Annotated in this window: 29 protein-coding genes, 1 tRNA gene and 1 riboswitch; of the genes, 20 read left to right on the top strand and 10 right to left on the bottom strand. The window is 69.7% G+C overall.

Annotated elements, in window-relative coordinates; all coding sequences use genetic code 11:
* Position 1 precedes the first annotated feature (1 nt).
* Positions 2–343 (top strand): hypothetical protein, encoded by a 342-nt coding sequence (locus OHU35_RS16245; RefSeq protein ID WP_189723946.1) that lies wholly within the window; start codon positions 2–4, stop codon positions 341–343.
* Between the two features lie 549 nt (positions 344–892).
* Here the strand turns inward: OHU35_RS16245 and OHU35_RS16240 are convergent.
* Both OHU35_RS16240 and OHU35_RS16235 read right to left on the bottom strand, forming a co-directional pair.
* A complete protein-coding gene (locus tag OHU35_RS16240) occupies positions 893–1,483 on the bottom strand; it encodes an isochorismatase family protein (protein ID WP_189723945.1) in 591 nt (196 codons plus the stop codon).
* Between the two features lie 115 nt (positions 1,484–1,598).
* Positions 1,599–2,945: a nicotinate phosphoribosyltransferase gene (locus OHU35_RS16235; protein ID WP_405505723.1), complete on the bottom strand. Its 1,347-nt coding sequence runs from the start codon at positions 2,943–2,945 to the stop codon at positions 1,599–1,601.
* Between the two features lie 114 nt (positions 2,946–3,059).
* Here OHU35_RS16235 and clpS point away from each other — a divergent pair, with 114 nt between their 5' ends.
* The 7 genes from clpS (at position 3,060) to OHU35_RS16200 (ending at position 7,940) form a co-directional block, all read left to right on the top strand.
* Complete coding sequence (gene clpS, locus OHU35_RS16230) at positions 3,060–3,368, top strand: ATP-dependent Clp protease adapter ClpS (RefSeq protein ID WP_184593217.1); 309 nt, start codon at positions 3,060–3,062, stop codon at positions 3,366–3,368.
* 32 nt (positions 3,369–3,400) lie between these two features.
* The gene (locus OHU35_RS16225) at positions 3,401–4,009 is read left to right on the top strand and encodes a DUF2017 domain-containing protein (RefSeq protein ID WP_189723943.1); all 609 of its coding nucleotides are present in this window, start codon (positions 3,401–3,403) and stop codon (positions 4,007–4,009) included.
* Positions 4,010–4,396: 387 nt separating this feature from the next.
* Positions 4,397–5,821 (top strand): amino acid permease, encoded by a 1,425-nt coding sequence (locus OHU35_RS16220; protein ID WP_189723942.1) that lies wholly within the window; start codon positions 4,397–4,399, stop codon positions 5,819–5,821.
* A 150-nt stretch (positions 5,822–5,971) separates the two neighbouring features.
* Complete coding sequence (locus tag OHU35_RS16215; protein ID WP_189723941.1) at positions 5,972–6,394, top strand: Mov34/MPN/PAD-1 family protein; 423 nt, start codon at positions 5,972–5,974, stop codon at positions 6,392–6,394.
* 99 nt (positions 6,395–6,493) lie between these two features.
* Positions 6,494–6,589, top strand: coding sequence for a putative leader peptide (locus OHU35_RS16210; RefSeq protein ID WP_311125941.1), 96 nt, complete (start codon positions 6,494–6,496; stop codon positions 6,587–6,589).
* Positions 6,590–6,704: 115 nt separating this feature from the next.
* Complete coding sequence (locus tag OHU35_RS16205; protein ID WP_184593209.1) at positions 6,705–6,983, top strand: MoaD/ThiS family protein; 279 nt, start codon at positions 6,705–6,707, stop codon at positions 6,981–6,983.
* Positions 6,984–6,989: 6 nt separating this feature from the next.
* A complete protein-coding gene (locus tag OHU35_RS16200; RefSeq protein WP_189723940.1) occupies positions 6,990–7,940 on the top strand; it encodes a PLP-dependent cysteine synthase family protein in 951 nt (316 codons plus the stop codon).
* A 109-nt stretch (positions 7,941–8,049) separates the two neighbouring features.
* Here OHU35_RS16200 and OHU35_RS16195 read toward each other — a convergent pair whose 3' ends face one another.
* Positions 8,050–8,493 carry a type II toxin-antitoxin system PemK/MazF family toxin gene (locus tag OHU35_RS16195; RefSeq protein WP_189723939.1) on the bottom strand — a complete coding sequence of 148 codons (444 nt, stop codon included), beginning with the start codon at positions 8,491–8,493 and terminating at the stop codon, positions 8,050–8,052.
* Positions 8,494–8,706: 213 nt separating this feature from the next.
* Between OHU35_RS16195 and OHU35_RS16190 the strand changes: the two genes are divergently transcribed.
* Entirely contained in the window at positions 8,707–9,459 is a 753-nt protein-coding gene (locus OHU35_RS16190; RefSeq protein ID WP_189723938.1) for an MBL fold metallo-hydrolase, read from the top strand.
* Between the two features lie 88 nt (positions 9,460–9,547).
* Here OHU35_RS16190 and OHU35_RS16185 read toward each other — a convergent pair whose 3' ends face one another.
* Positions 9,548–10,810: a PTS transporter subunit EIIC gene (locus OHU35_RS16185; protein ID WP_189723937.1), complete on the bottom strand. Its 1,263-nt coding sequence runs from the start codon at positions 10,808–10,810 to the stop codon at positions 9,548–9,550.
* Positions 10,811–11,072: 262 nt separating this feature from the next.
* Between OHU35_RS16185 and OHU35_RS16180 the strand changes: the two genes are divergently transcribed.
* The 4 genes from OHU35_RS16180 to rdgB all read left to right on the top strand — a co-directional run bounded on the left by OHU35_RS16180 (position 11,073) and on the right by rdgB (position 13,423).
* A complete protein-coding gene (locus OHU35_RS16180; RefSeq protein WP_189723936.1) occupies positions 11,073–11,306 on the top strand; it encodes a glucose PTS transporter subunit EIIB in 234 nt (77 codons plus the stop codon).
* Positions 11,307–11,408: 102 nt separating this feature from the next.
* Positions 11,409–12,146 (top strand): ribonuclease PH, encoded by a 738-nt coding sequence (rph, locus tag OHU35_RS16175; RefSeq protein ID WP_189723935.1) that lies wholly within the window; start codon positions 11,409–11,411, stop codon positions 12,144–12,146.
* Between the two features lie 142 nt (positions 12,147–12,288).
* Positions 12,289–12,687: a hypothetical protein gene (locus OHU35_RS16170; protein ID WP_184593195.1), complete on the top strand. Its 399-nt coding sequence runs from the start codon at positions 12,289–12,291 to the stop codon at positions 12,685–12,687.
* A gap of 133 nt (positions 12,688–12,820) precedes the next feature.
* Positions 12,821–13,423, top strand: a complete 603-nt coding sequence (gene rdgB, locus OHU35_RS16165; RefSeq protein ID WP_189723934.1) for an RdgB/HAM1 family non-canonical purine NTP pyrophosphatase — start codon at positions 12,821–12,823, stop codon at positions 13,421–13,423.
* Between the two features lie 62 nt (positions 13,424–13,485).
* Here rdgB and OHU35_RS16160 read toward each other — a convergent pair.
* From OHU35_RS16160 to bcp, 4 genes are all read right to left on the bottom strand, one after another.
* A tRNA-Leu gene (locus tag OHU35_RS16160) sits at positions 13,486–13,562 on the bottom strand.
* The gene (locus tag OHU35_RS16155; protein ID WP_405505718.1) at positions 13,553–14,437 is read right to left on the bottom strand and encodes an HNH endonuclease; all 885 of its coding nucleotides are present in this window, start codon (positions 14,435–14,437) and stop codon (positions 13,553–13,555) included. The genes OHU35_RS16160 and OHU35_RS16155 overlap by 10 nt, the downstream gene beginning before the upstream one ends.
* Positions 14,434–14,601, bottom strand: a complete 168-nt coding sequence (locus tag OHU35_RS16150) for an HNH endonuclease (RefSeq protein ID WP_308431628.1) — start codon at positions 14,599–14,601, stop codon at positions 14,434–14,436. The genes OHU35_RS16155 and OHU35_RS16150 overlap by 4 nt, the downstream gene beginning before the upstream one ends.
* Positions 14,602–15,198: 597 nt before the next feature.
* Complete coding sequence (bcp, locus tag OHU35_RS16145; RefSeq protein WP_184593187.1) at positions 15,199–15,666, bottom strand: thioredoxin-dependent thiol peroxidase; 468 nt, start codon at positions 15,664–15,666, stop codon at positions 15,199–15,201.
* A gap of 95 nt (positions 15,667–15,761) precedes the next feature.
* Here bcp and OHU35_RS16140 point away from each other — a divergent pair, with 95 nt between their 5' ends.
* The 3 genes from OHU35_RS16140 to OHU35_RS16130 all read left to right on the top strand — a co-directional run bounded on the left by OHU35_RS16140 (position 15,762) and on the right by OHU35_RS16130 (position 16,967).
* Positions 15,762–16,091, top strand: coding sequence for a DUF3618 domain-containing protein (locus OHU35_RS16140; protein ID WP_189723931.1), 330 nt, complete (start codon positions 15,762–15,764; stop codon positions 16,089–16,091).
* A 44-nt stretch (positions 16,092–16,135) separates the two neighbouring features.
* Positions 16,136–16,492 (top strand): co-chaperone GroES, encoded by a 357-nt coding sequence (locus OHU35_RS16135; protein WP_094052261.1) that lies wholly within the window; start codon positions 16,136–16,138, stop codon positions 16,490–16,492.
* Positions 16,493–16,547: 55 nt separating this feature from the next.
* A riboswitch (guanidine-III (ykkC-III) riboswitch) is annotated at positions 16,548–16,612 on the top strand.
* Positions 16,613–16,646: 34 nt separating this feature from the next.
* The gene (locus OHU35_RS16130) at positions 16,647–16,967 is read left to right on the top strand and encodes a multidrug efflux SMR transporter (protein ID WP_189723930.1); all 321 of its coding nucleotides are present in this window, start codon (positions 16,647–16,649) and stop codon (positions 16,965–16,967) included.
* Between the two features lie 6 nt (positions 16,968–16,973).
* On the opposite strand, the gene OHU35_RS16125 is transcribed toward OHU35_RS16130, so the two are convergent.
* Positions 16,974–19,967 (bottom strand): transglycosylase domain-containing protein, encoded by a 2,994-nt coding sequence (locus tag OHU35_RS16125; protein WP_405505714.1) that lies wholly within the window; start codon positions 19,965–19,967, stop codon positions 16,974–16,976.
* 624 nt (positions 19,968–20,591) lie between these two features.
* Here OHU35_RS16125 and OHU35_RS16120 point away from each other — a divergent pair.
* From OHU35_RS16120 to OHU35_RS16105, 4 genes are read left to right on the top strand one after another with little or no spacing between them, the layout of a single operon-like run.
* Complete coding sequence (locus OHU35_RS16120) at positions 20,592–21,392, top strand: ABC-2 family transporter protein (RefSeq protein ID WP_189724056.1); 801 nt, start codon at positions 20,592–20,594, stop codon at positions 21,390–21,392.
* Positions 21,385–22,206 (top strand): ABC transporter permease, encoded by an 822-nt coding sequence (locus OHU35_RS16115; protein ID WP_189723929.1) that lies wholly within the window; start codon positions 21,385–21,387, stop codon positions 22,204–22,206. Before OHU35_RS16120 ends, OHU35_RS16115 begins: the two co-directional genes overlap by 8 nt.
* Before the next feature lie 10 nt (positions 22,207–22,216).
* Positions 22,217–23,185 (top strand): ATP-binding cassette domain-containing protein, encoded by a 969-nt coding sequence (locus OHU35_RS16110; protein WP_405509240.1) that lies wholly within the window; start codon positions 22,217–22,219, stop codon positions 23,183–23,185.
* A 33-nt stretch (positions 23,186–23,218) separates the two neighbouring features.
* A complete protein-coding gene (locus OHU35_RS16105) occupies positions 23,219–23,905 on the top strand; it encodes a DUF1707 domain-containing protein (protein ID WP_359893977.1) in 687 nt (228 codons plus the stop codon).
* Positions 23,906–23,936: 31 nt separating this feature from the next.
* Here the strand turns inward: OHU35_RS16105 and OHU35_RS16100 are convergent, their stop codons facing one another.
* Entirely contained in the window at positions 23,937–25,271 is a 1,335-nt protein-coding gene (locus tag OHU35_RS16100; RefSeq protein WP_405505712.1) for an SGNH/GDSL hydrolase family protein, read from the bottom strand.
* Positions 25,272–25,401: the final 130 nt, after the last annotated feature.

The raw sequence follows: 25,401 nt of genomic DNA, 5'->3' as shown, positions 1-25,401 counted from the left end.
CATGGCCGCAGGAGGCTTCTGCAAGCTGCCGAACGGCACGGTGGTGGTGGCGCTGAACCTGCCCCGCCCCGCCGCCGACGGCCCCGGCTGCGTCCGCGTGCTCGTCCACTCGGCCAACCGCGCCCGAGCCCTGACCAGGCTCCGAAACCTGGGCCTGCGGGCGGTCTACCTGCGCGGCAACGCCGCCCCACCGACCCCCGACGAGGTCACGGCGGTCCTCCACCACCCCGACGGCCTCATATGGCGCACGGCCCCTGACAACGGTGTCCTGTCCCCGGACCTCACCACGGAACTGTGGCGCCCGATCAGATCCCTCCTGAGACGCCCGACGGCCCAGACCTGACGCCAGCCCCTCCCCACCGCCTCACGGATTGGGAGCGGGCCCACGCGCGCCCGGCCACCCGCCGGCCGGGCGTCAGCCACGGCCATGGTCGGTACCGGAAGCACCGGGGCTCGGCCCCGCGGTGGGACATGGCCCGCCCGGGGCTACAGGGCCCTGGCGGCTCGCCGACCCCAGCCGGACGGCCCCTTGCCCGGTGGCCCGTGGCCTCCCGCGACAGACCCGGGCCTGGATGCCCTCGCCTGAGGCCCGGCCCACGGTCGGATGGGCCCCTGCCGGGGCCCGCCGGGCGTCTGGTGGGCGGCCCCACCGGGCGTGATCCCACCGCCAGGGCACGGCGCCCAGGTGGGACCTGCCCCACCTGGGCCTGCCGGTGGTTCGGCCGAGTGTGATCATTCCGCCGATCCGGCCGGTTACGCCCCCCCCCGCCCGGGCCCGCCTGGCGGCCCGTTCGGCCCGCGCGCCCGCCGGGGCGACGGCGGACATGGCCGGCCGGCAGCCAAGGCCCACGGGCGGTTCCGGTCCGGGGCGGGCTCGCGGCTCGCCCGCTCCCTACTGGACGACCGGCTTCCCGGACAGTTCCACGCCCGCCTCGCGCAGCTCCTCCAGGGCCCGCTCGGTGGTCTCCCGGGAGACGCCTGCCGTCAGGTCCAGGAGGACCTGGGTGCGGAAGCCCTCCCGGGCCGCGTCCAGGGCTGTGGCGCGGACGCAGTGGTCCGTGGCGATGCCGACCACGTCCACCTCGGTCACCTCGCGGGAGCGGAGCCAGTCGGCCAGGCTCGTGCCGTTCTCGTCTGTTCCCTCGAAGCCGCTGTAGGCCGCCGAGTACGCCCCCTTGTCGAACACGGCATCGATCGAACCGGAAGCGACCGCGGGGGCGAAGTTGGGGTGGAAGCCGACGCCCTCCGTGCCGGCGACGCAGTGCGCGGGCCAGGAGTGGACGTAGTCCGGGTTCGTGGAGAAGTGGCCGCCGGGAGCGATGTGGTGGTCGCGGCTGGCCACGACGTGCTGGTAGCCGGACCCGGCCGCCTGCCCGATCAGCTCCGTGACGGCGGCAGCCACATCGGCACCGCCGGCCACCGCGAGACTGCCCCCCTCGCAGAAGTCGTTCTGCACGTCTACGACGATCAAGGCGCGGCGCATGGTCGGTGTCCTTCGGCTAGGAGGTCGGCAAGCCCGGCCGGTGAACGTCCGAGCCTATTGACAAGGGAAAGACGGTGGGAGGGGGCACGGGTCGGCGCATCGCGGCACACCGGGATTAGCTACCCGAAGCCCCGTGCACGTACTCCGTCGGAAGGACAGGCTCCCCGCGCGAGAGCTGCGTCGCCGACATCGGGAGCCCCGCGCGAGCGGCCGCGTGCCGGTCCCGGACCGCGTCCAGCGGCTCGCGGGCCACGACCTCACCGCCCTTGACCAGCTCCACCAGCAGCTGCCGGTCCGCGAGAGCGGCCGGCACCGGCCCCGTGCCGATCACCTCGGCCTCGGCGACCCCGTACGCGTCCAGCCGCCGCGCGGCCCACTTGCGCCCGCCCACCGACGTCTTGCCACCGGTCGACTTCTTCGCCACCGGCACCAGCGGCGCCTTCCGGTCGGTGGACTCGGCCCGCGCGACCAGCTTGTAGACCATCGAGGACGTCGGATGCCCGGAGCCGGTCACCAGCTGCGTCCCGACGCCGTACGCGTCCACCGGCGCCGCCGCCAGCGAGGCGATCGCGTACTCGTCCAGGTCCGAGGTCACGACGATCTTCGTGTCGGTCGCCCCCAGCTCGTCCAGCTGCTGCCGCACCCGGTGCGCCACCAGCAGCAGATCGCCGGAGTCGATCCGTACGGCCCCCAGGTCGGTGCCGGCGACCTCCACGGCCGTGCGGACGGCCTCGGCGACGTCGTACGTGTCGACGAGCAGGGTCGTGCCCCGGCCCAGCGTGTTCACCTGGGCCTGGAAGGCGTCCCGCTCACTGTCGTGCAGCAGGGTGAACGCGTGCGCGGAGGTGCCGACGGTCGGGATGCCGTAGCGGAAACCGGCGGCGAGGTCCGAGGTGGTCGCGAAGCCGCCGACGTACGCGGCCCGGGAGGCCGCCACCGCCGCCAGTTCGTGTGTGCGCCGGGCGCCCATCTCGATCAGCGGCCGGCCACCGGCGGCCGACGACATCCGCGAGGCGGCCGCGGCGATCGCCGAGTCGTGGTTGAGGATCGAGAGGATCACCGTCTCCAGCAGCACGCACTCGGCGAAGGTGCCCTCGACGCGCATGATCGGCGAGCCCGGGAAGTACACCTCACCCTCGGGGTAGCCCCAGATGCCCCCGCTGAAGCGGTAGCCGGCGAGCCATTCGAGGGTCTGCTCGTCCACGATCTCCCGCTCGCGCAGGAAGCCGAGGACGCCCGGGTCGAAGCGGAAGTTCTCCACCGCGTCCAGCACCCGCCCGGTGCCCGCCACGACGCCGTAGCGGCGCCCGTTCGGCAGCCTCCGGGTGAAGACCTCGAACACGCTCCGCCGCTCGGCCGTGCCCGCCGTGAGCGCGGCCCGCAGCATCGTCAGCTCGTACTGGTCCGTGAAGAGCGCCGTCGAGGGAACGTCCACCGGCAGCCCAAGGTCCGCTGTGTTCATGGCGAGATCGTACCCCCATTTCGTCAGTCTGACGATTGTGTCTCCGGGCGACGCGATCGCCTTGCCTCCAGGCCCGTTTGTGCGACTACCCCCCTCGGGTGGCAGCATGGGCATGTGACGTCACCCGCACCCCTGGAGATCGAACGCACCGAGTCGGCGGAGGAGGTTTTCGCCGTCCCCGAGCCGGACCTCCCCTGGGTCACCATCGTCCACAACGACCCGGTCAACCTCATGAGCTATGTGACGTACGTCTTCCAGACGTATTTCGGCTACTCCAAGGACAAGGCCACCAAGCTCATGATGGACGTCCACCACAAGGGCCGGGCGGTCGTCTCCAGCGGCAGCCGCGAGGAGATGGAGCGCGACGTGCAGGCCATGCACGGCTACGGCCTGTGGGCCACTCTCCAGCAGGACCGCAAGTAGCCAGCAGCCCGCCCAGCAGCGAAAAGGCGTTCATGCCCGGAACCTTCGAACCGCTTCCCGGCGGCGGCGCGGCCGTCGCCCTCGACGACGTCGAGATCTCCATCATCCGGTCGCTGGCCGTCCAGCTCCTGGAGCTCATCGGCCCCGGCCCCGCCGAGGACGCCCCCGACGACCCGCTCGCCGAGCTGTTCGCGGACGGCCCGAGCGAGCCGCCGACCGACCCGGTGCTCAAGCGGCTCTTCCCGGACGCCTACAGCGATCCCGAGCAGCCCGCCTCGCCCCGGGACGCCGAGGAGCAGCGGGCGTACTCCTCCGAGTTCCGCCGCTACACCGAGAACGACCTGCGGGCCGGCAAGCGGGACAGCGCCCTCGCGGTGATCCGCTCCCTGGACGCGCTCTCCTCCGCCTCGGCCGGTGAGGGCGGGGCCGTGCTGAAGCTGTCGCCGGCGGAGTCGCAGCAGTGGCTGGGCGCCCTGAACGACCTGCGACTCGCGATCGGCTCGCGGCTGGAAATCACCGATGAGGAGGACAGCGACCTCCTCTATCGCCTCCCGGACGAGGACCCGCGCAAGCCGATGGTGATGGCCTATCTGTGGCTGGGCGGACTCCAGGAGACGCTGGTCGGAACGCTGATGCCTTGATCAGCGAACGCTGATGCCCTGGTCAGTGCAGGTCCTGTGACCGGCGGGTGACCGATCGGTGTTCGCTCAGAGGACACTCAAATCCGGATAACGATCGCGTCACCGCGCCCGCCTTCTATGCCGTCTTCGGCAGCGCTTTGTCCGGTTCTCCCTGTGCGGTGCGTCACAAATCAGCCATGTGATCACTGTTGCGGCCGTGATAAATCTTCACGACCGCCCGGCCGACACCACCCGAATGTTCGGCCGGGTGCGCCACCGAGCCGACAACCGTCGGCCAGGCACGAGCGGCCCTCCGGGGCCCGCTCAGCTCCATCATTCCGGGGGGATCGAGACCCGATCCGAGGCCGACGCGAGGCCCGGGTCGGCATGGAGAAAGGCGCACCACACATGACCTCTGCGCAGGTCGACACGGAAAACGTCCCCGAAGAGGGGTACGAGCGCGGACTCGGCAGCCGTCAGGTCCAGATGATCGCCATCGGCGGCGCCATCGGCGTCGGCCTGTTCATGGGCGCCGGGGCGAACATCGCCAAGGCCGGGCCCAGCATCATCCTCATGTACGCCCTCGCGGGCGTCGTCATCTTCTTCATCATGCGGGCCCTGGGCGAACTGCTCCTCTACCGGCCCGTCTCCGGCTCCTTCGCCGAGTACGCCCGCGAGTTCCTCGGCCCGTTCTTCGGGTTCGTCACGGGCTGGACGTACTGGCTCATGTGGGTGGTCACCGGCATGGCCGAACTCACGGCCGCCGCGATCTACATCCACTTCTGGTTCCCGGAGATCCCGCAGTGGGTCAGCGCCCTGGTGTTCCTGGTGGTGCTCTTCGGCGTCAACCTGATCTCCGTCAAGATCTTCGGCGAGGTCGAGTTCTGGTTCTCGATGATCAAGGTCACGGCCATCATCGGCATGATCGTCATCGGCCTCGGCGTGCTCACCCTCGGCTTCTCCGACGCCGGTGACACCGCCACCGTCTCCAACCTCTGGGCGCACGACGGCTTCTTCCCGAACGGCATCGGCTCCAGCCTGATGACGCTCCAGGGCGTCATGTTCGCCTACCTCGCCGTCGAACTCGTCGGCGTCACCGCGGGCGAGTCCGAGAACCCCGAGAAGACCCTGCCCAAGGCCATCAACACCCTGCCCTGGCGCATCATCGTCTTCTACGTCGGCGCGCTGCTGGTGATCCTCTCCGTCGTCAAGTGGACCGAGTTCTCCGCCGGCGAGAGCCCGTTCGTCCACGCCTTCGGCAAGATCGGCATCCCGCTCGCCGCGGGCATTGTCAACTTCGTGGTGCTCACCGCGGCCCTGTCGTCCTGCAACTCGGGCATGTACTCGACCGGCCGGATGCTGCGCGACCTGGCCGCCAACAGCGAGGCACCGCAGGCGTTCGGCAAGCTCAACGCCCGCAAGACGCCCGCCGTCGGCATCACGGTCTCCGTGGCGCTCATGGGCATCGGCGTCGTCCTGAACTACGTCGTCCCGGAGAAGGCGTTCCTCTACGTCACCTCCGTCGCCACCGCGGCCGGCATCTGGACCTGGATGATGATCCTCGTCAGCCACATCCGCTACCGCGCCGCGGTCGACGCGGGCCGGCTGCGCGCCTCGTCCTTCCCGGCCCCCGGCGGAGCGCTCTTCAGCTGGGTCGCGCTCGTCTTCCTCATCGGCGTGACCTGCATGATCGCGTACGACAAGGACGCGCGGGTCTGCCTGTACGTCGCCGCCGGCTGGGCCGTCGCCCTCGGTATCGGCTGGGCGGTCCTCAAGAGCCGCAACCCGCAGATCGCCGAGCGCCGCGACCCGGACTTCGAGAAGGTCGGCTGACGAAGCCCGCCGGCACCGAACCAGCCAGGACGCCCAGCGGCAGGGAGTACTCGTGGCACTCCCTGCCGCTGCCGCTCAGGGCGTCCGGCATATGGGCCGTTCCGTACCAACCCTCGGTACGGAACGGCCCTTCTGCTTATCCTGACCAGCATGCTGACCATCACCCAGGCCCTCGTCGACCAGATCGTCGCCCACGCGCGCAAGGACCACCCCGACGAGGCGTGCGGCGTGATCGCGGGCCCCGAGGGCTCGGACCGCCCCGAGCGCTTCATCCCGATGCTGAACGCGGCCATGTCGCCCACGTTCTACGAGTTCGACTCCGGCGATCTGCTCAAGCTCTACCGCGAGATGGACGACCGCGACGAGGAGCCGGTGGTCGTCTACCACTCCCACACGGCGACCGAGGCCTACCCCTCCCGCACCGACATCTCCTACGCGAACGAGCCGGGCGCCCACTACGTCCTCGTCTCCACCGCCGACACCGACGGGGCCGGCGACTTCCAGTTCCGCTCGTTCCGTATCGTCGAGGGCGAGGTCACGGAGGAAGAGGTCCAGGTCGTCGAGGCCTACTGAGCGGGGCCTGAGCAGCACGGTCTCACTCCCCGGCCCACAACCGTCCGCGATGTGGGATCACATTCCAGTACCCGGACCGGGAATCGATACGATGACCCCATGGTTTTCCACGACGTGAGCGACAAGACGCCGGGCGAGCTGCTCGTGGCGCGGCTGCACGTCGACCTGTGCAGGCTCGCCAGCGCCATCTGTTGACGTAGGTCCCTGCCGCCGTACGGCCGTGAGCCGCGGCGCTGCACACACGCACAACCCGCTGTTCCTGCGCTGCCGCGCGCCCCGACTGACTACTCCCGACAGGAGCCCTGAAGCCATGGCCATCGAGGTCCGCATCCCGACCATCCTCCGCACGTACACCGACGGTCAGAAGGCGGTGGAGGCCAGCGGTGACACCCTCGCCGAGCTGTTCACCGACCTCGAGACCCGGCACGCCGGCATCCAGGCCCGCATCGTCGACGGCGACCAGCTGCGCCGCTTCGTCAACGTGTACCTGAACGACGAGGACGTGCGCTTCCTCGACGGCATCAACACCAAGCTGTCGGACGGCGACAACGTCACGATCCTGCCGGCCGTGGCCGGCGGCATGGTCTGATCACCGATGCGCTACGACTCACCCCTGGCCGCGGTAGGCAACACCCCCCTGGTGCGCCTGCCGCGGCTGTCGCCGTCCCCCGACGTCCGTATCTGGGCGAAGCTGGAGGACCGCAACCCGACCGGCTCGGTCAAGGACCGTCCGGCCCTGCACATGATCGAACAGGCGGAGAAGGACGGCCGTCTGACCCCGGGCTGCACCATCCTGGAGCCCACCTCGGGCAACACCGGCATCTCGCTGGCCATGGCGGCGAAGCTCAAGGGCTACCGCATCGTCTGCGTGATGCCGGAGAACACCTCCCAGGAGCGCCGGGACCTGCTGGCCATGTGGGGCGCCGAGATCATCTCCTCCCCGGCCGCGGGCGGCTCCAACACCGCCGTGCGCGTCGCCAAGGAACTCTCGGCCGAGCACCCGGACTGGGTGATGCTGTACCAGTACGGCAACCCGGACAACGCGGGCGCCCACTACGCGACGACGGGCCCGGAGATCCTCGCCGACCTGCCCTCCGTCACTCACTTCGTGGCGGGCCTCGGCACCACCGGCACGCTCATGGGCGTGGGCCGCTTCCTGCGCGAGCACAAGCCGGACGTCCAGATCGTCGCGGCCGAACCGCGCTACGACGACCTGGTCTACGGCCTGCGCAACCTCGACGAGGGCTTCGTCCCCGAGCTGTACGACGCCTCCGTCCTCACCAGCCGCTTCTCGGTCGGCTCGGCCGACGCGGTCACCCGTACCCGGGAGTTGCTCCAGCAGGAGGGCATCTTCGCCGGTGTCTCGACGGGCGCCGCGCTGCATGCCGCGCTCGGCGTGGGCCGCAAGGCCGTGAAGGCCGGCGAGCAGGCCGACATCGTCTTCGTCGTCGCGGACGGCGGCTGGAAGTACCTGTCGACGGGCGTCTACACGGCGGCCACGACGGAAGAGGCCATCGAGACGCTCCAGGGACAGCTCTGGGCGTGAGCCGACGGCGGATCACACGAAAGGGCCGGAGTTCTCACTCCGGCCCTTCTGGTTCTCCTCCGGTTCCCCGGGACGGGGCGGATGGTTCTCCGGGAAGGGGCGGGCGGTCTCACCCCGCCAGATACCGCACCCGGTCCCACAGCGCCGGGTCCACCACACCGACCCGGCGCCGGAAGCCCCACACCGGGACCTCCCGCAGCTCGTCCGTCTCCAGGAAGCTCGCACGGCCCCTGGCGTCGCCGACCGAGCCCGGCGGCAGCGGGATGACGCCATGGCGCTCGTCCCGGAACCGTGTGGTGATCTTCGCGACGGTCGCCCGCTCCCCGCGCACCGCCAGCACCAGACACGGCCGGTCCTTGGTCCGCGCCTCGTCCTCGTAGGGCACGTCCGCCCACCAGATCTCCGCCGGCTGCGGCAGGCCCGCCACCGCGGTGGCCGGTGCGGCCGGCCGGCCCCGCCGCGCCGTCGACCGGCGCCCCCAGCCGTCGACGAGCGTCGCGATGAGCGCGAGCAGTACCACCGCGGCGAGCGCCAGCCACCAGGACGTGTCCATACTGAGACGTTACCGGCGCCATCCCTCCCATGCGCCCTCCCTCACAAGGATCACGCCAGGCCCTGCCGCCCGAACCGGTGACACCACAGGTGAGTTCGCCCACAACAGCCCCTGGCGGAGGAGCTACCGGAGGTTTTGCGCCTTACGCTCGACAAACCGCACGACCCCCGACGCCCCTACACAGACTTTCCCGCCAGCGGAGGTTTCTGCTTCATGAAGCTCACCGTCGTCGGCTGCTCGGGGTCGTTCCCGTCCGCGGAATCGGCCTGCTCGAGCTACCTCGTCGAGGCCGACGGCTTCCGGCTGCTTCTCGACATGGGCAACGGTGCCCTGGGCGAGCTGCAGCGCCACTGCGGTCTCTACGACCTCGACGCGATCTTCCTCAGCCACCTGCACGCCGACCACTGCATCGACATGTGCGCGTACTTCGTCGCGCGCTACTACCGCCACGACGGCGGCCGCTGCGATCCGCTCCCGGTCTACGGACCCGAGGGCACGGAGAATCGGCTGACCACCGCCTACGCGGACACCCCCTCCGCCTCCTCCATGAGCGAGGTCTTCGACTTCCACACGGTCAAGCCGTCCACCTTCGAGATCGGCCCGTTCACGGTGCACACCGAGCGGGTGGCCCACCCCGTGGAGGCGTACGGCATCCGCATCGAACACGGCGGCAAGGTGCTGACGTACTCCGGCGACACGGGCATCAGCCCGGCCCTGGACGAACTCGCCCGGGACGCCGACCTGTTCCTGTGCGAGGCGGCGTTCACGCACGGCAAGGAGAACATCCCCGACCTGCACCTCAACGGCCGCGAAGCGGGCGAGACGGCCGCCCGGGCAGGAGCCCGGCACCTGGTCCTCACCCACATCCCGCCGTGGACGGACCCCCAGGTCAACGTCGACGACGCCCGCGCGGTCTACGACGGGCCGGTGGACCTCGCGGCACCGAGGCAGACGTACGAGGTATGACGTACGAGCGATGACGTACGAGGTATGAGGCCTACACGCGCAAAGGCCCCGGAACCAGGCGGTTCCGGGGCCTTCGTCGTGACGCGTGCTACTTCGCCTCCGCCTTCTGCAGCTCGGCGAGTTCCTCGTCGGACTCGCGGCCAGGCGTCGGCAGGTTGAACTTGGTGATCGCGAAGCGGAAGACCACGTAGTAGACCGCCGCGAAGCACAGGCCCACCAGGGCCAGGCCCCACGGGTTGGTCGCGATGCCCAGGTTCAGGAAGTAGTCCACCGCGCCGGCCGAGAAGCCGAAGCCGTCCTTCATCCCCAGGGCCCAGGTCAGCGCCATCGAGACACCCGTGAGCACGGCGTGGATCGCGTACAGCACCGGGGCGATGAACATGAACGTGAACTCGATCGGCTCGGTGACACCGGTGACGAAGGAGGTCAGAGCGAGCGAGAACATCATGCCGCCGACGACCTTGCGGCGCTCCGGCCGGGCGCAGTGCACGATGGCGAGGCAGGCGGCGGGCAGGGCGAACATCATGATCGGGAAGAAACCGGTCATGAACTGCCCGGCGCTCGGGTCACCCGCCAGGAAGCGGGCTATGTCGCCGCTCTTGCCCTCGTACGTGCCGGCCTGGAACCAGGGGAAGGAGTTCAGCAGGTGGTGCATGCCGATCGGGATCAGCGCACGGTTGGCGACACCGAAGATGCCCGCGCCGACGGCCCCGGAGCCGACCAGCCACTCACCGAAGTTGTGCAGCGCCGTGCCGAGGACCGGCCAGATGTAACCGAAGACGATGCCGATGACCAGGCCCGCGAAGGCGGACAGGATCGGAACCATGCGGCGACCGCCGAAGAAGCCCGCCCAGTCAGGCAGCTTGGTGCGGTAGAAGCGCTGGTAGAGCAGGGCGACCACGAGGCCCATCACCACACCGCCGAGCACCTTGGCGTCCACCGGCGCGTCCACCATGACGACTTTGCCGTCGACGGCCGTCGCCACCTGCGGCAGGTTCGGGTCGGTGAAGGTGGCGAGCACGTTCTTGAAGACCAGGTAGCCGACCACGGCCGCCAGGGCGGTGGAGCCGTCCGACTTCTTGGCGAAGCCGATCGCGATGCCCACGGCGAACAGCAGCGCCATGTTGTCGAGGATCGCGTTGCCGCCGGCGGCCATGAAGCCCGCGATCTTGGTGATGAAGGCGGGGAACGACTCCCGTCCCAGCATGTCGGTGTTGCCGAGGCGGACCAGGAGGGCGGCGGCCGGCAGCACGGCGACCGGCAGCATGAGGCTGCGGCCGATACGCTGCAGGACCGCCATCACCGCAGTCCCCTTCTTCGGGCTCGCGGGCGCGGCTGTGTCTGTGGACATGAACTTCCTCCATGGGGCACGGCGCCGCCCAGGAAGAGTTCGATGGGGGACGGCGGCGTCTCAAAAGGGGAGCGCGGACTCCACCGCGCGACCTCCACCAGTGAGTGGTGTAGACCAGTTGTAGCACGGTAGGCCGAACGAGTGGAACCCGCCAATTCCGCCCGACTCGACGATCACGCCTCGGTGCTTTGTCGATCGGCGGACTTGTGGTGTAGACAACTGGATTACTGCGACCAAGCGGTTCGGATCAGGGAGAACAGAGATGGCCAGCAAGGCTGAGAAGATCGTTGCCGGGCTCGGCGGCATCGACAACATCGAAGAGGTCGAAGGCTGCATCACCCGCCTGCGCACCGAGGTCGTCGACCCCGCCAAGGTCGACGAGGCCGCCCTGAAGGCCGCCGGAGCCCACGGCGTCGTCAAGATGGGCACCGCCATCCAGGTCGTCATCGGCACCGACGCCGACCCCATCGCCGCGGAGATCGAAGACTTGATGTGAAGAGCGGGGATCATCCCCGGCTTCACCCCCTGAGGTCACCCGTGAGGGCCCCTCCCCACCGCGGGAGGAGCCCCTTCCGCAGGTGCGGCTAGGCTCGGCGGCATGTCTCGAATCGACGGCCGCACCCCCCAGCAGCTCCGCCCGATCACCATCGAACGTGGCTGGAGCAAGCACGCCGAAGGCTCCGTCCTCGTCTCCTTCGGCGACACCAAGGTCTTCTGCACCGCCTCCGTCAACGAAGGCGTCCCCCGCTGGCGCAAGGGCAGTGGCGAAGGCTGGGTCACCGCTGAATACTCCATGCTGCCCCGCTCCACCAACACCCGCGGCGACCGCGAGTCCGTCAAGGGCCGCATCGGCGGCCGCACCCACGAGATCTCCCGCCTCATCGGCCGCTCGCTGCGCGCCGTCATCGACTACAAGGCACTCGGCGAGAACACGATCGTCCTCGACTGCGACGTCCTCCAGGCCGACGGCGGCACGCGTACGGCGGCCATCACCGGCGCCTACGTGGCACTGGCCGACGCCATCGCCTGGGCCCAGCGCAAGAAGCTCATCAAGGCCGGCCGCCAGCCCCTGACCGGCACGGTCTCCGCCGTCTCCGTCGGCATCGTCGGCGGCGTCCCGCTCCTCGACCTCTGCTACGAGGAAGACGTCAAGGCCGACACCGACATGAACGTCGTCTGCACCGGCGACGGGCGCTTCGTCGAGATCCAGGGCACCGCCGAGGCCGAACCCTTCGCCCGCGACGAACTCAACGCCCTCCTCGACCTCGCCGTGGCCGGCTGCACGGAACTCGCCGCCCACCAGCGCACCGCGCTTGATACCGTCCTCGAAAAGTAAAGGGCGCACCAAGGCAGATGCTCGGCGCGGGCAACCGCGCCGAGCATGCTCGCGTCTGAAGAGGTACGGGCGCACGGCTCATCCCTGTGCGCTCGGCCAGCCACACGGGCCGAACGGCCCGACCGACGAGAGGGACCGTTCCATGGCCGCGAGCCGCCGACGCCGCACCGCAGCCGTCGCCGCCACCCTGGCGGCCGTCGCGCTGACCGCCGGACTCACCACCGGCTGCGCCGCCGTCGACAAGGCGCTGGACTGCGTCCAGACCGCCGACGCCATCGCCGACAGCGTCACGGAACTCCAGCAGGCCGTGGACAACGCGGCCAACGACCCGACGCAGCTCGACAAGTCCCTCGACTCCATCGACAAGAACCTCGGGGAGATCGGCGACAAGACCGACAACACGGACGTCAACAAGGCCGTGGACGACCTGAACAAGGCCGTGGACAACGTCCGTACGTCGGTCAAGAACGGCGACGAGACGCCCGACATCAGCCCGGTCACGGACGCGGCGGGCGAACTGACGAAGGTCTGCACGCCGTAACGCTGCGCTGGCTGGGCCGGGGTTCTCGTGTGCGGGGTTCTGCCGGTGGTCGACCGCGGGTTCGTCGTGGTTGCTCGCGCAGTTCCCCGCGCCCCTGAAGGGGCGCCCCGGCCCGGCGGCGATACTGGGGGCCATGACCCGCCTGATCCTCGCCACCCGTAACGCCGGAAAGATCACCGAACTCAGGGCGATCCTGGCCGAAGCCGGCCTGCCGCACGAACTCGTCGGTGCCGACGCCTACCCGGACATCCCCGACGTCAAGGAAACGGGCGTCACCTTCGCGGAGAACGCACTCCTCAAGGCCCACGCCCTGGCCCAGGCGACGGGCCTCCCCGCGGTCGCCGACGACTCGGGGCTCTGCGTCGACGTACTGAACGGCGCCCCCGGCATCTTCTCCGCCCGCTGGTCCGGCCGACACGGCGACGACAAGGCCAACCTGGACCTGCTCCTCGCCCAGCTGTCGGACATCGCCGACGAACACCGGGGCGCCCACTTCGCCTGCGCGGCGGCGCTGGCGTTGCCGGACGGCACGGAGAGGGTGGTCGAAGGCCAGCTGCGTGGCGCTCTACGCCACGAGCCTTCCGGCTCCGGCGGCTTCGGCTACGACCCGATCCTCCAGCCTGAGGGGGAGACCCGAACCTGCGCGGAACTGACCCCGCAGGAGAAGAACGCGATCAGCCACCGGGGGAAGGCGTTTCGGGCGTTGGTGCCGGTGGTGCGGGAGCTTTTGGGCTGAGGGCCAGGTTGTGCAAGAACATGGAAGGGCGCGGCGCCTCGCTGAGCGCCGCGCCCTGAATGTGGGGCCGACGAGACTCGAACTCGCACTGTCCACTACCTAAAAGTGGTGCCTCCTGCCAAAATTGGGCTACGGCCCCACGTACACCTTACTGGTCCTCGGCGAGTGGTTGCGCCGGGACCGAAAGTCGGCGCGATCGATTGGAGAACGTGCTCGTCTGGCTGTGGCAAGACGGGCAAGGTAGCGCAGGTTCTCCCGGCGGTTGTCCAGACGGTCGCCGTTCGCGTGATCAATCTCCAGGACGAGCCGTCTGCCCTGCCATGTGTCCCCGACACTGCATTCATCGCAGACATGCGGTACGCCGAGGTCATCAAGGGCTCGCCTGAGCAGGATCGTCTTGGTGCGGGGACGCCCGGGAGGGAGCCGCACCAGGATCTCGGCTGCTGGCTTGCGGTTCGGGGAACGGCTGCCGCGATAGTGCCCCTGCCCCGTGAAGTGGTCGGTCGACAGACCGTGCGCCTCGATGCTGCGCTTCACGAGCGCCCGCGTTGTACCGTTGTTACTTCGGCCAAGAGCGGCGAGAACTCCGGCCACGCTTGTGGCGGACTCCACTGCAGCCGCCAGTTCGGGGCGGGGAAGACGGCCAGGGCCGTACCTGCGTCCGCTGGTGAAGTGCGAGGTGTCGATCCCAAACTTGTCCAGCTTCTTTCTGATGTGGCCATACGGGCTGTCGCTTGGAGGAAGCCCCATGTACTCCAGCATCTCCCTGATGCTGTTCGAATGAGCGGCGGCTTCTCTGAGGAGTTCTTCCGGATAGCTGCGCCGTTCGCGTTCCGGCAGAGGCTCCTCGCGGAAGTGCGAGGTATCAATGCCGTAGTGCTGCAGCCGCTTGCTGAGATAGCAGCGAGGGCCGCTACCCATCGGCGCTCCCAGCATGTACATCATGTCGACCACGCTGGTGGCCTTCGCTGCAGCCCGACTCAGTAGGTCGTGTGTGTACTTCGGCCTGTTCATGCGGCCGCCCTCCGCCTGCGGCCTCGGTATGTGTCCGTCACGGCATGGCAGTTGGGGCAGAGCAGCTGAAGGTTCCCCGGACGGTTGTCCCACCAGTCGCCGTTGATGTGGTCGACCTCCAGCTGGAGGGGTTTGTTGTTCCATCTGGGCCCAACCCCACACATTGCGCAGCTTTCCGGTACTCCGATGTGGAGCAAGTGTCGAAGTAGCCGACTTCCCGGGATCCTGCCGGTTTGTGGTGTCCCGAGGCTCAGGAGATCGCCGCGAGAGCCTCTTGATCTCGGTGGTTGTGCCACGAAGTGGGATGTGTCGATGCCCAGCGTCGAGATGCGGCGGCTGATATGCGTGTGGTTGCCACCGACCGGGTTGATGCCCAGGCGGCGAAGCACCTCCTTGACGTTGGTCGACACCGCCACGACCTCTCGAAGTGTCTCCTCGGTGTGGCGTGCCCACCGCGCGGGGAAGTGTGAGACATCTACGCTCGCCTCGGCCATCTTCTGACGCAGATAGCGTCTGCTGCCCGGTGTTGGTGTACCTCCGCACCACCGCACGGCGTCGTCTCAGTTCGATGTCACCCGCGCCGCTTCTTCGAGCAACTCGCGCGTGTACCTAACCCCCATCGTTCCCCTCCGATCTCGACCACCCGTTCGTGGCCTCGCACGGAGTAACGAACCGTTTATCGGACAGTCACGCACGAAATGTGGAACGGCTCGTACCGGGCAACCCCGGTACGAGCCGTTCCACATTGGAGAAGCGGGCCCTCAGATCCCCAGATCCTTGATGATCTTGGCCACGTGCCCCGTCGCGCGGACGTTGTACAGAGCCCGCTCGACCTTGCCCTCCTCGTCCACGACGATCGTGGAGCGGATGACGCCCATGTAGGTCTTGCCGTAGTTCTTCTTCTCGCCGAAGGCGGCGTAGGACTCCAGGACCTGCTTGTCCGGGTCGGCCAGCAGTGTGACCTTCAGGGACTCCTTGTCGCGGAACTTGGCCAGCTTCTCGGGCTGGTCGGGGGAGATGCCGATGACGTCGTAGCCCGCGCCCGTCAGCAGCTCCAGGTTGTCCGTGAAGTCGCAGGCCTGCTTGGTGCAGCCGGGGGTGAGGGCGGCCGGGTAGAAGTACACGATGACCTTGCGGCCCTTGTGGTCCGCCAGGGACACCTCGGTGCCGTCGGCGTCGGACAGGGTGAAGGCGGGGGCCACGTCCCCCGGCTGGAGTCGCTCGCTCATCGGACCAGCGTAACCGGGGGTCCTGACAGTGCGATGAGCCGTGGAGCTGACAGACTGTCCGGCACAGGCTTTATACCGACTTCGGAGGCGACACGGTGGCGGACACGGCGGACACCAGGACCCCGGCGCAGATCGAGGCGGACATCAGGCGCCGCCGCGAGACCCTGGCCGAGACCCTCGACGAGATCGGGGTGCGGGTGCACCCGAAGACGATCGTCGGGGACGCCAAGGCCAGGGTCGCGTCCAATATCGATCACACCCTCGGGCGGGCGTACGTGGGGGTCAATCGGGCCGTCACCGACGTGCGGGCCCGTTTCGTGGGCGAGGACGGGGCGCCGCGCCTCGAGCGGGTCGTGCCGGTCGCCCTCGTGGTGGTCGGTGTGGTCGGGCTGCTCGCCCTCGGCACGCGGCGGCGCAAGGGCTGACCCGACTGCGTACGTTCGCGGCGAAGACAGGTAGGTTTCAGGGCGTGAGCGCCAACAGAAACGAGCACAGCACCCATCCGGACAAGCTGCCCATCCGGATGCTGCACGACCGCGTACTCGTGCGGCAGGACACCAGCGAGGGCGAGCGGCGTTCCGGTGGCGGCATCCTGATTCCCGCCACGGCGGCGGTCGGCCGGCGGCTGGCCTGGGCCGAGGTCGTCGCGGTGGGGCAGAACGTGCGGACCGTGGAGCCGGGCGACCGGGTTCTGTTCGACCCGGAGGACCGCGCCGAGGTCGAGGTGCGGGGCATCGCGTACGTGCTCATGCGCGAGCGTGATCTGCACGCCGTGGCCGCGGACCGGTTCGAGGGCTCGGAGGACTCGACGGGCCTCTACCTGTAATCCCACAGCACGAAGAAAGGGCCGGTGACCGTTGTCACCGGCCCTTCGTCGTGGTGTTTGCTACGTTGGAGGGACCCGACGAGACGCGCCGTACCGGGACGAAGGCAAAGACGACGCACCTGGACCGTCAGCCTGTCTCCCGGAGGTGCTCGTCATGGCTTGGGTTCTGCTCGTCGTCGCCGGTCTGCTCGAAGTCGGGTGGTCGATCGGTATGAAGTACACCGACGGCTTCACCCGCCCGCTCCCCAGCGTTCTCACCGGTGCCGGAATCGTCATCAGCATGCTGTTGCTGTCCCAGGCCGCCAAGACCCTGCCCATCGGTACCGCCTACGGCGTGTGGGTGGGGATCGGCGCGGCCGGGGCGGCGGTGGTCGGTATGGCCGTGCTGGGGGAGCCTGCCACCGCCGCCCGGATCTTCTTCGTGTGCCTGCTGCTGGTCGCCGTGGTGGGGCTGAAGGCGACCTCAGGTCACTGACCTGACCTATTCGCGGCGCGCGCCCTGTGGGGCGAAGCCCCAGCCGGGGCCGGTGGGAGCGCCGTTGGCGCCGCCGTCGGCCGTGCCGCCGCCTTCCGTGGTGCCGCCGTCGGCCGCGCCGCCGGCGCCCTCCGTCGTGCCGCCGTCGCCGGTTCCGCCGTCCGCGGTGCCGCCGCCGGTCGGGGACTCGCCTCCCGTGCTGCCGTCGGTGGTGCCGCCGTCGGTCTGGCTCTCGGGCGCGCTCGGGGTCTGGCTGGGCGTCTCGGTGCCGGTCTCCTCGCCGCCGGGGGTCGAGCTGGCGCCGTCGGTGGTGCCGCCCGTGGTCGGGTCGACGGGGGTCTCGGGGCTGGGGGCTTCGGAGACGTCGGAGCCCGGCTGGAGCCTGAGGTCGAAGTCGGTGACCGGCTTGCCCTCGAGGGCGTCCTGGGTGAACTGCGTCCAGATCTCCGCGGGCGCCCCGCCGCCGTTGATGCGCGGCAGGCCCATCGCGCCGTACAGCGACTTGTGGGCGGCGGTGACCGGGTCCTGGCCCATGACGGAGACGACCGTGGCGAGCTCGGGGGTGTAGCCGGCGAACCAGGCCGCGGTGTCCTCCTCGGCGGTGCCGGTCTTGCCGGCGACGGGGCGGCCCGCCGCCTGTGCGGCGGAGGCCGTGCCGTTCTGGACGACGCTCTGCAGCATCGAGGTGGTGGTGTCGGCGGCCTCGCGGCTCACGGCCTGCCGGGTGCGGCGCTCGGGCAGCTCGATGGGCGTGCCCTCCTTCATGACCTTGTCGACCATCGTGTACGTGCCGTGCCGGCCGTGGTTGGCGAGCGTGGCGTACGACTCCGCCATCTCGAGGACGCTGGCGGTGGCCGTGCCGAGTGCGATGGCGGGGCCGTCGGCGAGGTCCGGGGTGGTCTCGGGGACGCCGAGGTCGATCGCGGTCTGCTTGACCTTCTGGGGGCCGACGTCGGCGGCCATCTGCGCGTACACCGAGTTCACGGAGCTGTCGGTGGCCTCGGTGACGGTGATGGGGCCGTAGGAGTGCTGGTCCTCGTTCTCGGGGGCGTACGGGTCGCCGGTCCAGCCCTGGACCGGTCGCTTGTTGGTGCCGTCGTAGATCGTGTTCGGGGTGATCACGCGGCCGTCCTGGGTCCGCGAGGCGTTCTCGACGGCCGAGGTGAACACGAAGGGCTTGAAGGTGGAGCCGACCTGGAAGTCCCTGCGGGTGGCGTTGGGGGTGTACTGCTTGACGTAGTCGACGCCGTTGTACATCGCGACGACCTTGCCGGTCTTGGGGTCGACGGCGGCGCCACCGGCGCGTACGTACGAGTCGACCTTGTTGTTCTTCTTGTCCAGCTTGGACATCAGCTTGTCGTTGACGGCCTTCACGAAGGCGTCCTGCCTGCCCTTCTGCAGGGTCGTCGTGATGCGGTAGCCGCCGGCGTCGAGCTTGTCCTCGTCGATGATGTTGTTCTGGGTGAGGTAGTCCTTGACGATCCGGACGATGTAGCCGCGCTGTCCGGACATGCCGGTGGAGAGGGTGGACTCCTTCGGCATGGGGAACTTCATGCCGGCCCGCTTCGACTCGCTGAGCCAGCCCTTCTTGACCATGCCGTCCAGGACGTAGTTCCAGCGGGACTCGGCGGCCTTGCGGTTCTCGGGGTGGGCGACGACGTCGTACTGGCTGGGCGCGTTGACGAGCGCGGCGAGGTAGGCGGCGCGGGCCGGGTCGAGGTCGGTCGCGTCCATGCCGTAGTAGGCCTGGGCGGCGGCCTGGATGCCGTAGGCGTTGCGGCCGAAGTAGCTGGTGTTGAGGTAGCCCTCGAGGATGTGGTCCTTGCTCTGCTCGCGGTCCAGCTTGATGGAGATGAAGAACTCCTTGGCCTTGCGCGTGACGGTCTGTTCCTGGCGCAGGTAGTAGTTCTTCACGTACTGCTGGGTGATCGTGGAGCCGGACTGCTTGCCCTTGCCGAGGGCGGTGTTCCAGGCGGCGCGGACCATGGCCTTGGGGTCGACGGCGGACTCGGTGTAGAAGTCGCGGTCCTCGGCGGCCAGGATCGCGTGCTGGGCGTCCTTGGAGATCTGCGCGAGGGTGACGTTCTCCCGGTTGATCTCGCCGTCGCGGGCGATCACCGAGCCGTCCGCGTAGAGGTAGACGTTGGCCTGCTTGGTGGCGAGCGCGTTGGCCGGCGGGATCTGCACGAGCGAGTAGCCGAGGAAGAAGCCGCCGATCAGCAGCATGACGACGATGATGAAGCCGCCGAGCGTCATGCGCCAGGTCGGGATCACCCGGCGCCAGCCGGTCCGCTTCCGCTTCCCGCCGGACTTGGCCTGCGGCCCGCCCCCCGGGTCGCTGACCGCCGGCAGCTGCGCCGTGCCCGGGCCGTCGCCGGCCTGGGGGCGCGGCGCGCCCTGGGCGCTGTCCGTCCGGGCCTGAGCCGCGCCCGGGACGCCGCCCGTGCGGCCCCGTGCCGCGCCCGCGGCGCCGACGGCCCGGATCTGTACCGTGCCCGGGTCGTTGTCGGCCTGGGGCCGTGGTGTGCCCGGGTCGCCGTCCGTCCTGGCCGATGGCGTGCCAGGGACGCCGCCCGTCCGGCCCCGTGCCGTGCCCGCGGCGCCGACGGCCCGGATCTGCACGGTGCCCGGGTCGTTGTCGGCCTGAGGCCGTGGCGTGCCCGGTGCGCCGTCGGTCTTGGCTCGGGGCGTGCCCGGGTTGCCGTCAGTACTGGCTCGGGGCGTGCCCGGTGCGCCGTCGGTCTTGGCTCGGGACGTGCCCGGGTCACCGTCCGTCATCGCTCGGGGCGAGCCCGTGTCGTTGTCGGCCCGGGGCCCTGGCGAGCCCGGGTCGCCGTCCGTCTCGGCCCGCGAAGCGCCCGGGGCGTCGTCGGTCTGGGGTCGTGCCGTGCCCGGGGCGTCGTCAGCCTGGGCCCGTGGCGTGCCCGGGTCGCCGTCCGGCTGCGGCTCTCTCGGTTCCCGCCCCGGGTTCGGCTGCTGCGGCTGAGGCTCGTCACTCATGTCGTGCACGGACTCCTGTTTCGCGTCGTACGTCGTTCCCGTACGTCTCTGCTCGCTCTTGCGCCCCTGTGATGAAGACTGTCCCATCCGGCGATCAGTTCCCTGATCGAGGGTCGTGTCGCGAGCCGTGTGGTGAGGCGGGCGGCGTGCGGGCGAACGCACAGGCGGACGCAGGGTGAACCCAGCCGCCCTGCACGCCTGTTCGAATCGCGATCTTGCTTGCGCGAGATTCGCCTGAAGGGGGACACGACCGAAGATGCGACTGCTCGCACGCTCCGCCCCGGCCGGCACCGCCGCCACGCTGCTCGCCCTGGCCACGGGCGCCTCTGCCCACGCGGACGGAACGGATCGTACCGTCTGGGCGGGTGCCGACTGGAACCTCACGCCCCACGCGGACTCGGGCGGCAAGGCCCGCATCCAGACCTACGGCGAGGTCTTCACCGTCACTGACCTCGCCAAGGGCGGTCATCGACGATCGGGATCGTCTGGGAGAAGTGCAACGGCTGGGCGCAGACCGACGCGTGATCGCACTCACCGTGGGGGCGGGAAAACCCATGGCACGCGTGATCCTCGGCCCACTAGGCTCCTGCGCTTCGGTGTCCGGCGGCGAGGAGGGCTGTGGATGTGGGCTCGGGACGGTTGTACGCGGCCGTCGCGGCGGGGGGCTTCAGGCGGTACGCGACGTACCGGGCGGCCACGGTGGCCGGGGTGTTCACCAATACGGTCTTCGGTGTCATCCTCGTTTACACGTATCTGGCGCTGTGGGACGAGAAGCCGCATCTCGGAGGGTACGACCAGGCCCAGGCCGTGACGTACGTGTGGCTGGGGCAGTGTCTCTACGCGACGCTGGCCATCCAGGGCGGCGGTGCCGAGAAGGACCTGATGGAGCGCATCCGCACCGGTGAGATCGCCGTCGATCTGTACCGGCCGGCCGATCTGCAGCTGTGGTGGCTGGCGGGCGACGTGGGGCGGGCGTTGTTCCAGATGCTGGGGCGGGGCGTGATCCCGTTCGTGTTCGGGGCGACCTTCTTCCCCATGGCGCTGCCGACGTCGGTCACCCCCTGGGCGGCCTTCGTGGTCACGCTTCTGCTGGCGACGGTGGTCAGCTTCGCGATCCGCTACCTGGCGGCCCTGAGCGTGTTCTGGCTGATGGACGGCATGGGCGTCAACCAGGTCCTGATGGTCACGGGGATCTTCTTCTCGGGCATGGTGCTGCCGCTGAACGCCTTCCCCGGGGCGCTCGGCGAGGTCGTGCGGGTGCTGCCGTGGGCGGCGCAGATCCAGATGCCGGCGGATGTGCTGATGGGGGAGACCGACCCGCTGCGGGCGTTCGCCTTCCAGGCGGCGTGGGCGGTGGCGCTGCTGGCGGCGGGACGGCTGCTGCAGTCGGCCGCGACGCGGCGGGTGGTGGTGCAGGGTGGGTGAGCGGAGTGCCCTGGTCGAGGGGCTGCGGGCCTACCGCCTGATCGCCGGGATGTGGATGCGGTCCAGCATGACCTACCGCACCTCCTTCGTCGTCACGGTGTTCGGCAACCTCACGGTGACCGGCCTGGACTTCGTGGGGATCCTGCTGATGTTCTCGCAGGTCGACTCGCTGGGCGGCTGGTCACTGCCCGAGGTCGCCTTCCTGTACGGGCTGTCGGTGACGGCGTTCGGGATCGCCGACCTGCTGCTCGGGTCGATGGACGTCCTGGGCGCCCGGATGCGCGACGGCTCGTTCGACACGCTGCTGGTGCGGCCCGCGCCGGTGCTCGCCCAGGTCGGCGCCGACCGCTTCGCGCTGCGCCGGCTGGGCCGGATCACCCAGGGCCTCGTGGTGCTGGGCTGGGCGCTGGTCTCGGTGGACGTCGACTGGAGTGCGGCGAAAGTGCTGCTGGTGCCGGTGATGGTGGTCAGCGGTGCGGCGATCTTCTCGGCGGTGTTCGTGGCGGGGGCGGCCTTCCAGATCTTCGCGCAGGACGCCTCCGAGGTGCAGAACGCCTTCACGTACGGCGGGACCACGCTGCTGCAGTATCCGCCGAGCGTGTTCGGGAAGGACCTGGTGCGCGGTGTGACCTTCATGGTGCCGCTCGCCTTCGTCAACTGGGTTCCGGCGGCCTATGTGCTGGGGCGGCCGTACCCCATCGGCCTGCCGCCCTGGGCGGCCTTCGCCTCGCCGCTGGTGGCGGTGGCCTGCTGCGCGCTGGCGGGGGCGGCGTGGCGGACGGGGCTTCGTTCCTACCGGAGTACAGGGAGTTGAGGTGACCGAGGTGGACAGCGCCTTCATCGAACTCGACGGTGTCGAGAAGGTCTTCGACGTACGCAAGAAGACCGGCTTCATGAAGCGGGAACTGCGGCAGGTACGGGCCGTCGACTCGATCTCCTTCCGGGTGGAACGCGGCGAGATGGTCGGCTACATCGGCCCGAACGGCGCCGGCAAGTCGACCACGATCAAGATGCTGACCGGCATCCTCACTCCGAGCGCCGGCCGGCTGCGGGTCGCGGGCATCGACCCCTCCCGCGAGCGCACCCGGCTCGCGCACCGCATCGGTGTGGTGTTCGGGCAGCGTACGACGCTGTGGTGGGACCTGCCGCTGGTCGACTCGTACCGGCTGATGCACCGCATGTACCGGATCCCGGACGTCCGTTACCGCGAGAACCTCGACCGCCTGGTCGAACTCCTCGACCTGGGCGACCTGCTGGACGTGCCGGTACGTCAGCTCTCCCTCGGTCAGCGGATGCGCGGGGACATCGCGGCGGCGCTGCTGCACGACCCGGAGGTGCTGTACCTCGACGAGCCGACCATCGGACTTGACGTCGTCTCCAAGTCCAAGGTGCGGGAGTTCCTGCGGGAGATGAACGCCGAGCGCGGTACGACGGTGCTGCTGACCACGCACGATCTGCAGGACATCGAGCAGTTGTGCAAGCGGGTGATGGTCATCGACCACGGGCGCATGATGTACGACGGTCCGCTCGCCGGGCTGCACGAGGCGGGGGAGAGCGAGCGGACGCTGGTGGTGGACTTCGAGCGGGAACTGCCCCCGATCGAGGCACCGGCACCCGCGCGGGTCGTCCGGGTGGACGGGCCGCGGCAGTGGCTGGCGTTCCCCGCGGCGGAGTCGGCGGCGCCGCTGGTGGCGCGGATCGCGGCGGAGTACCCGCTGGTCGACCTGTCGGTGCGGGAGCCGGACATCGAGGCAGTGATCGCAAAGATGTACGAAGAGCGCGCGACCGCATAGTGCCCGGCACCGGTAACTCGTAGGCTGCTGTACATGACCGACGACGCAGTCCCGGACCTCCGCGCCTCCGACGCCGACCGTGAACGGGTCGCCGGTATCCTGCGGGACGCCGTCGCCGAGGGACGTCTCGACATGGCGGAGTTCGAGGAGCGGCTGGACGCCACGTACCAGGCGCGGACGTACGGGGAACTGGTGCCGATCACCCGGGACCTGCCGGCCGCGGGCGTCGCGGTGCCCGCCGTGTCGCTGAGCAAGGACCCCGCCACGGGGTCCGACTGGCCCGGGCGGGTCGTCGGCGGCGAGGGATCCTCGACGTGGGCCGTCGCCGTGATGTCCGGTTTCCAGCGCAAGGGGCACTGGACGATGCCCCGGCGGTTCACCTGTCTGGCCTTCTGGGGCGGCGGGGAGATCGACCTGCGCGAGGCGAACTTCGCGGAGCGCGAGGTCGAGATCAACGCGATCGCGATCATGGGCGGGGTGGATGTCATCGTGCCGCCCGGCGTCGAGGTCGTGGTGCGCGGCATCGGGATCATGGGCGGTTTCGACCATCGCGAGGAGGGTGTGCCGGGGGAGCCCGGGGCGCCGCGCGTGATCGTGACCGGGTTCGCCTTCTGGGGCGGCGTCGGGGTCCAGCGGAAGCTGACGCGGGCGGAGAAGCAGCGGCTCAAGGAGGAGCGGCGGCGGGAGAAACTGGAGCGGCGGAGCAACGGCGAGTACTGAGCGTCGTCGGCCAGTACTCGGCGTCGTACTCCTACAGCTCGGCCGGAGCCGACCCCTTCAGGCTCTCCAGGTCGAACTCCTCGGCCATCCGCGCGTACCCCGCGTCGCTGGGGTGCAGATGATCGCCCGAGTCGTAGTCGGCGCGCAGTCGGCGCGGGTCGTACGGGTCACGCAGCGCCCTGTCGAAGTCGGCCACCGCGTCGAAGACCCGGCCCGCGCGGATCTCGGCGTTGATCTGCTGACGTACCGACTCCCGCGGGTCCGTGTAGCCGCGGTGCCCGTAGAACGGCATCAGGGTCGCGCCGACGACCTTCAGGCCGCGTGCGTGGGCCTGGCCCACCATGGTGCGCAGTCCGTCGAGTATCGCGTTCGGGTCGGCGAGCCGCGGGTTGCGCAGGATGTCGTTGACGCCGAGGTCGATGACGACGACCTTGGCGTTCGTCCGCTCCAGCACGTCCCGTCCGAAGCGGTTGAGCCCGCTGGGGTTGTCGGCCGGGCGGCCCAGCCCGTCCGTGAGGACGCGGTTGCCGCTGATGCCCTGGTTGACGACGCTGTAGCGGGGCAGGTCCCGCCCGGCGGCGATCTCCGCGCGTAGCCGCTGGGACAGCACGTCGGTCCACCGCCTGTTGGCGCCCGCGGTGGAGGTGATGCCGTCGGTGAGGGAGTCGCCGAGGACGACGACCGTGCCGTCGGACTCGTTGCTCAGCACGTCCAGCGCCGTCAGATAGCGCCAGTACCTGCTCTGCTCGGTGTACGGCGTGCCCGTCGTGTCCTGGGCCTGGTTGCCCTGGGCGACGTAGGAGGTCTGCCGGGCGTGCGGGTGGTACGTCACCGGGCCGGAGCTGGTCGGTGTGTACGTGGTGATCAGGATGTCGGCGTCGTGCGGGATGGCGACGCGGACCACGTCGCTCATCACCTGCCGGCCGGGCGGGATGACCACCGTGGGGCCGCCGTTGAAGGTCAGCTGCCGCATGGTGTCCGAGAGAGCGGCGGGCGTACCCGCGGCGGCGGCCACTGCGATCGAGGCCTGCGTGATGCTCAGCGGCGACTGGCCGTAGAGATTGGACAGCGTCACGCGGGCACTCGTACCCCCGACGCTGGTGTGGACGACGTTGCGTACCGAACGGTCCGCCATGCCGGTCGCCTCGGTGCCGGGCTCGGCGCCCGCCGGTGAGGTGGACCAGGTGCCGACCCAGGTGCCGGTTGAGGCGGGGGCGGCGGAGTTGTTCGGAAGACGGCCGTCGGCCCGGGTGTTCCGGGTCTGCGTGCCGTCGTCGGTCGCCACTCCGACATATATGGCGGCGGAAAGGGCCACAACTGCTGCGACGATCGCCGCGAGCAGGGCGTAACCACGACCCCGGGTCATGCTGTTCAGTTCTCCTCCAGCGATGGGAGCCCAAGGCTCCGATCTGATGTGCCCATGATGCGTCATGGGCCGGGGGAAGCTGACAGGACCCCTGGCATTACCCCCTTCCGACAGACGCCGGGAACTCCTG

The sequence above is a fragment of the Streptomyces purpurascens genome, assembly GCF_045040895.1.
GTDB classification, from domain to species: Bacteria; Actinomycetota; Actinomycetes; order Streptomycetales; family Streptomycetaceae; genus Streptomyces; species Streptomyces purpurascens.
This window is presented reverse-complemented; position numbering and strand designations above follow the sequence as displayed.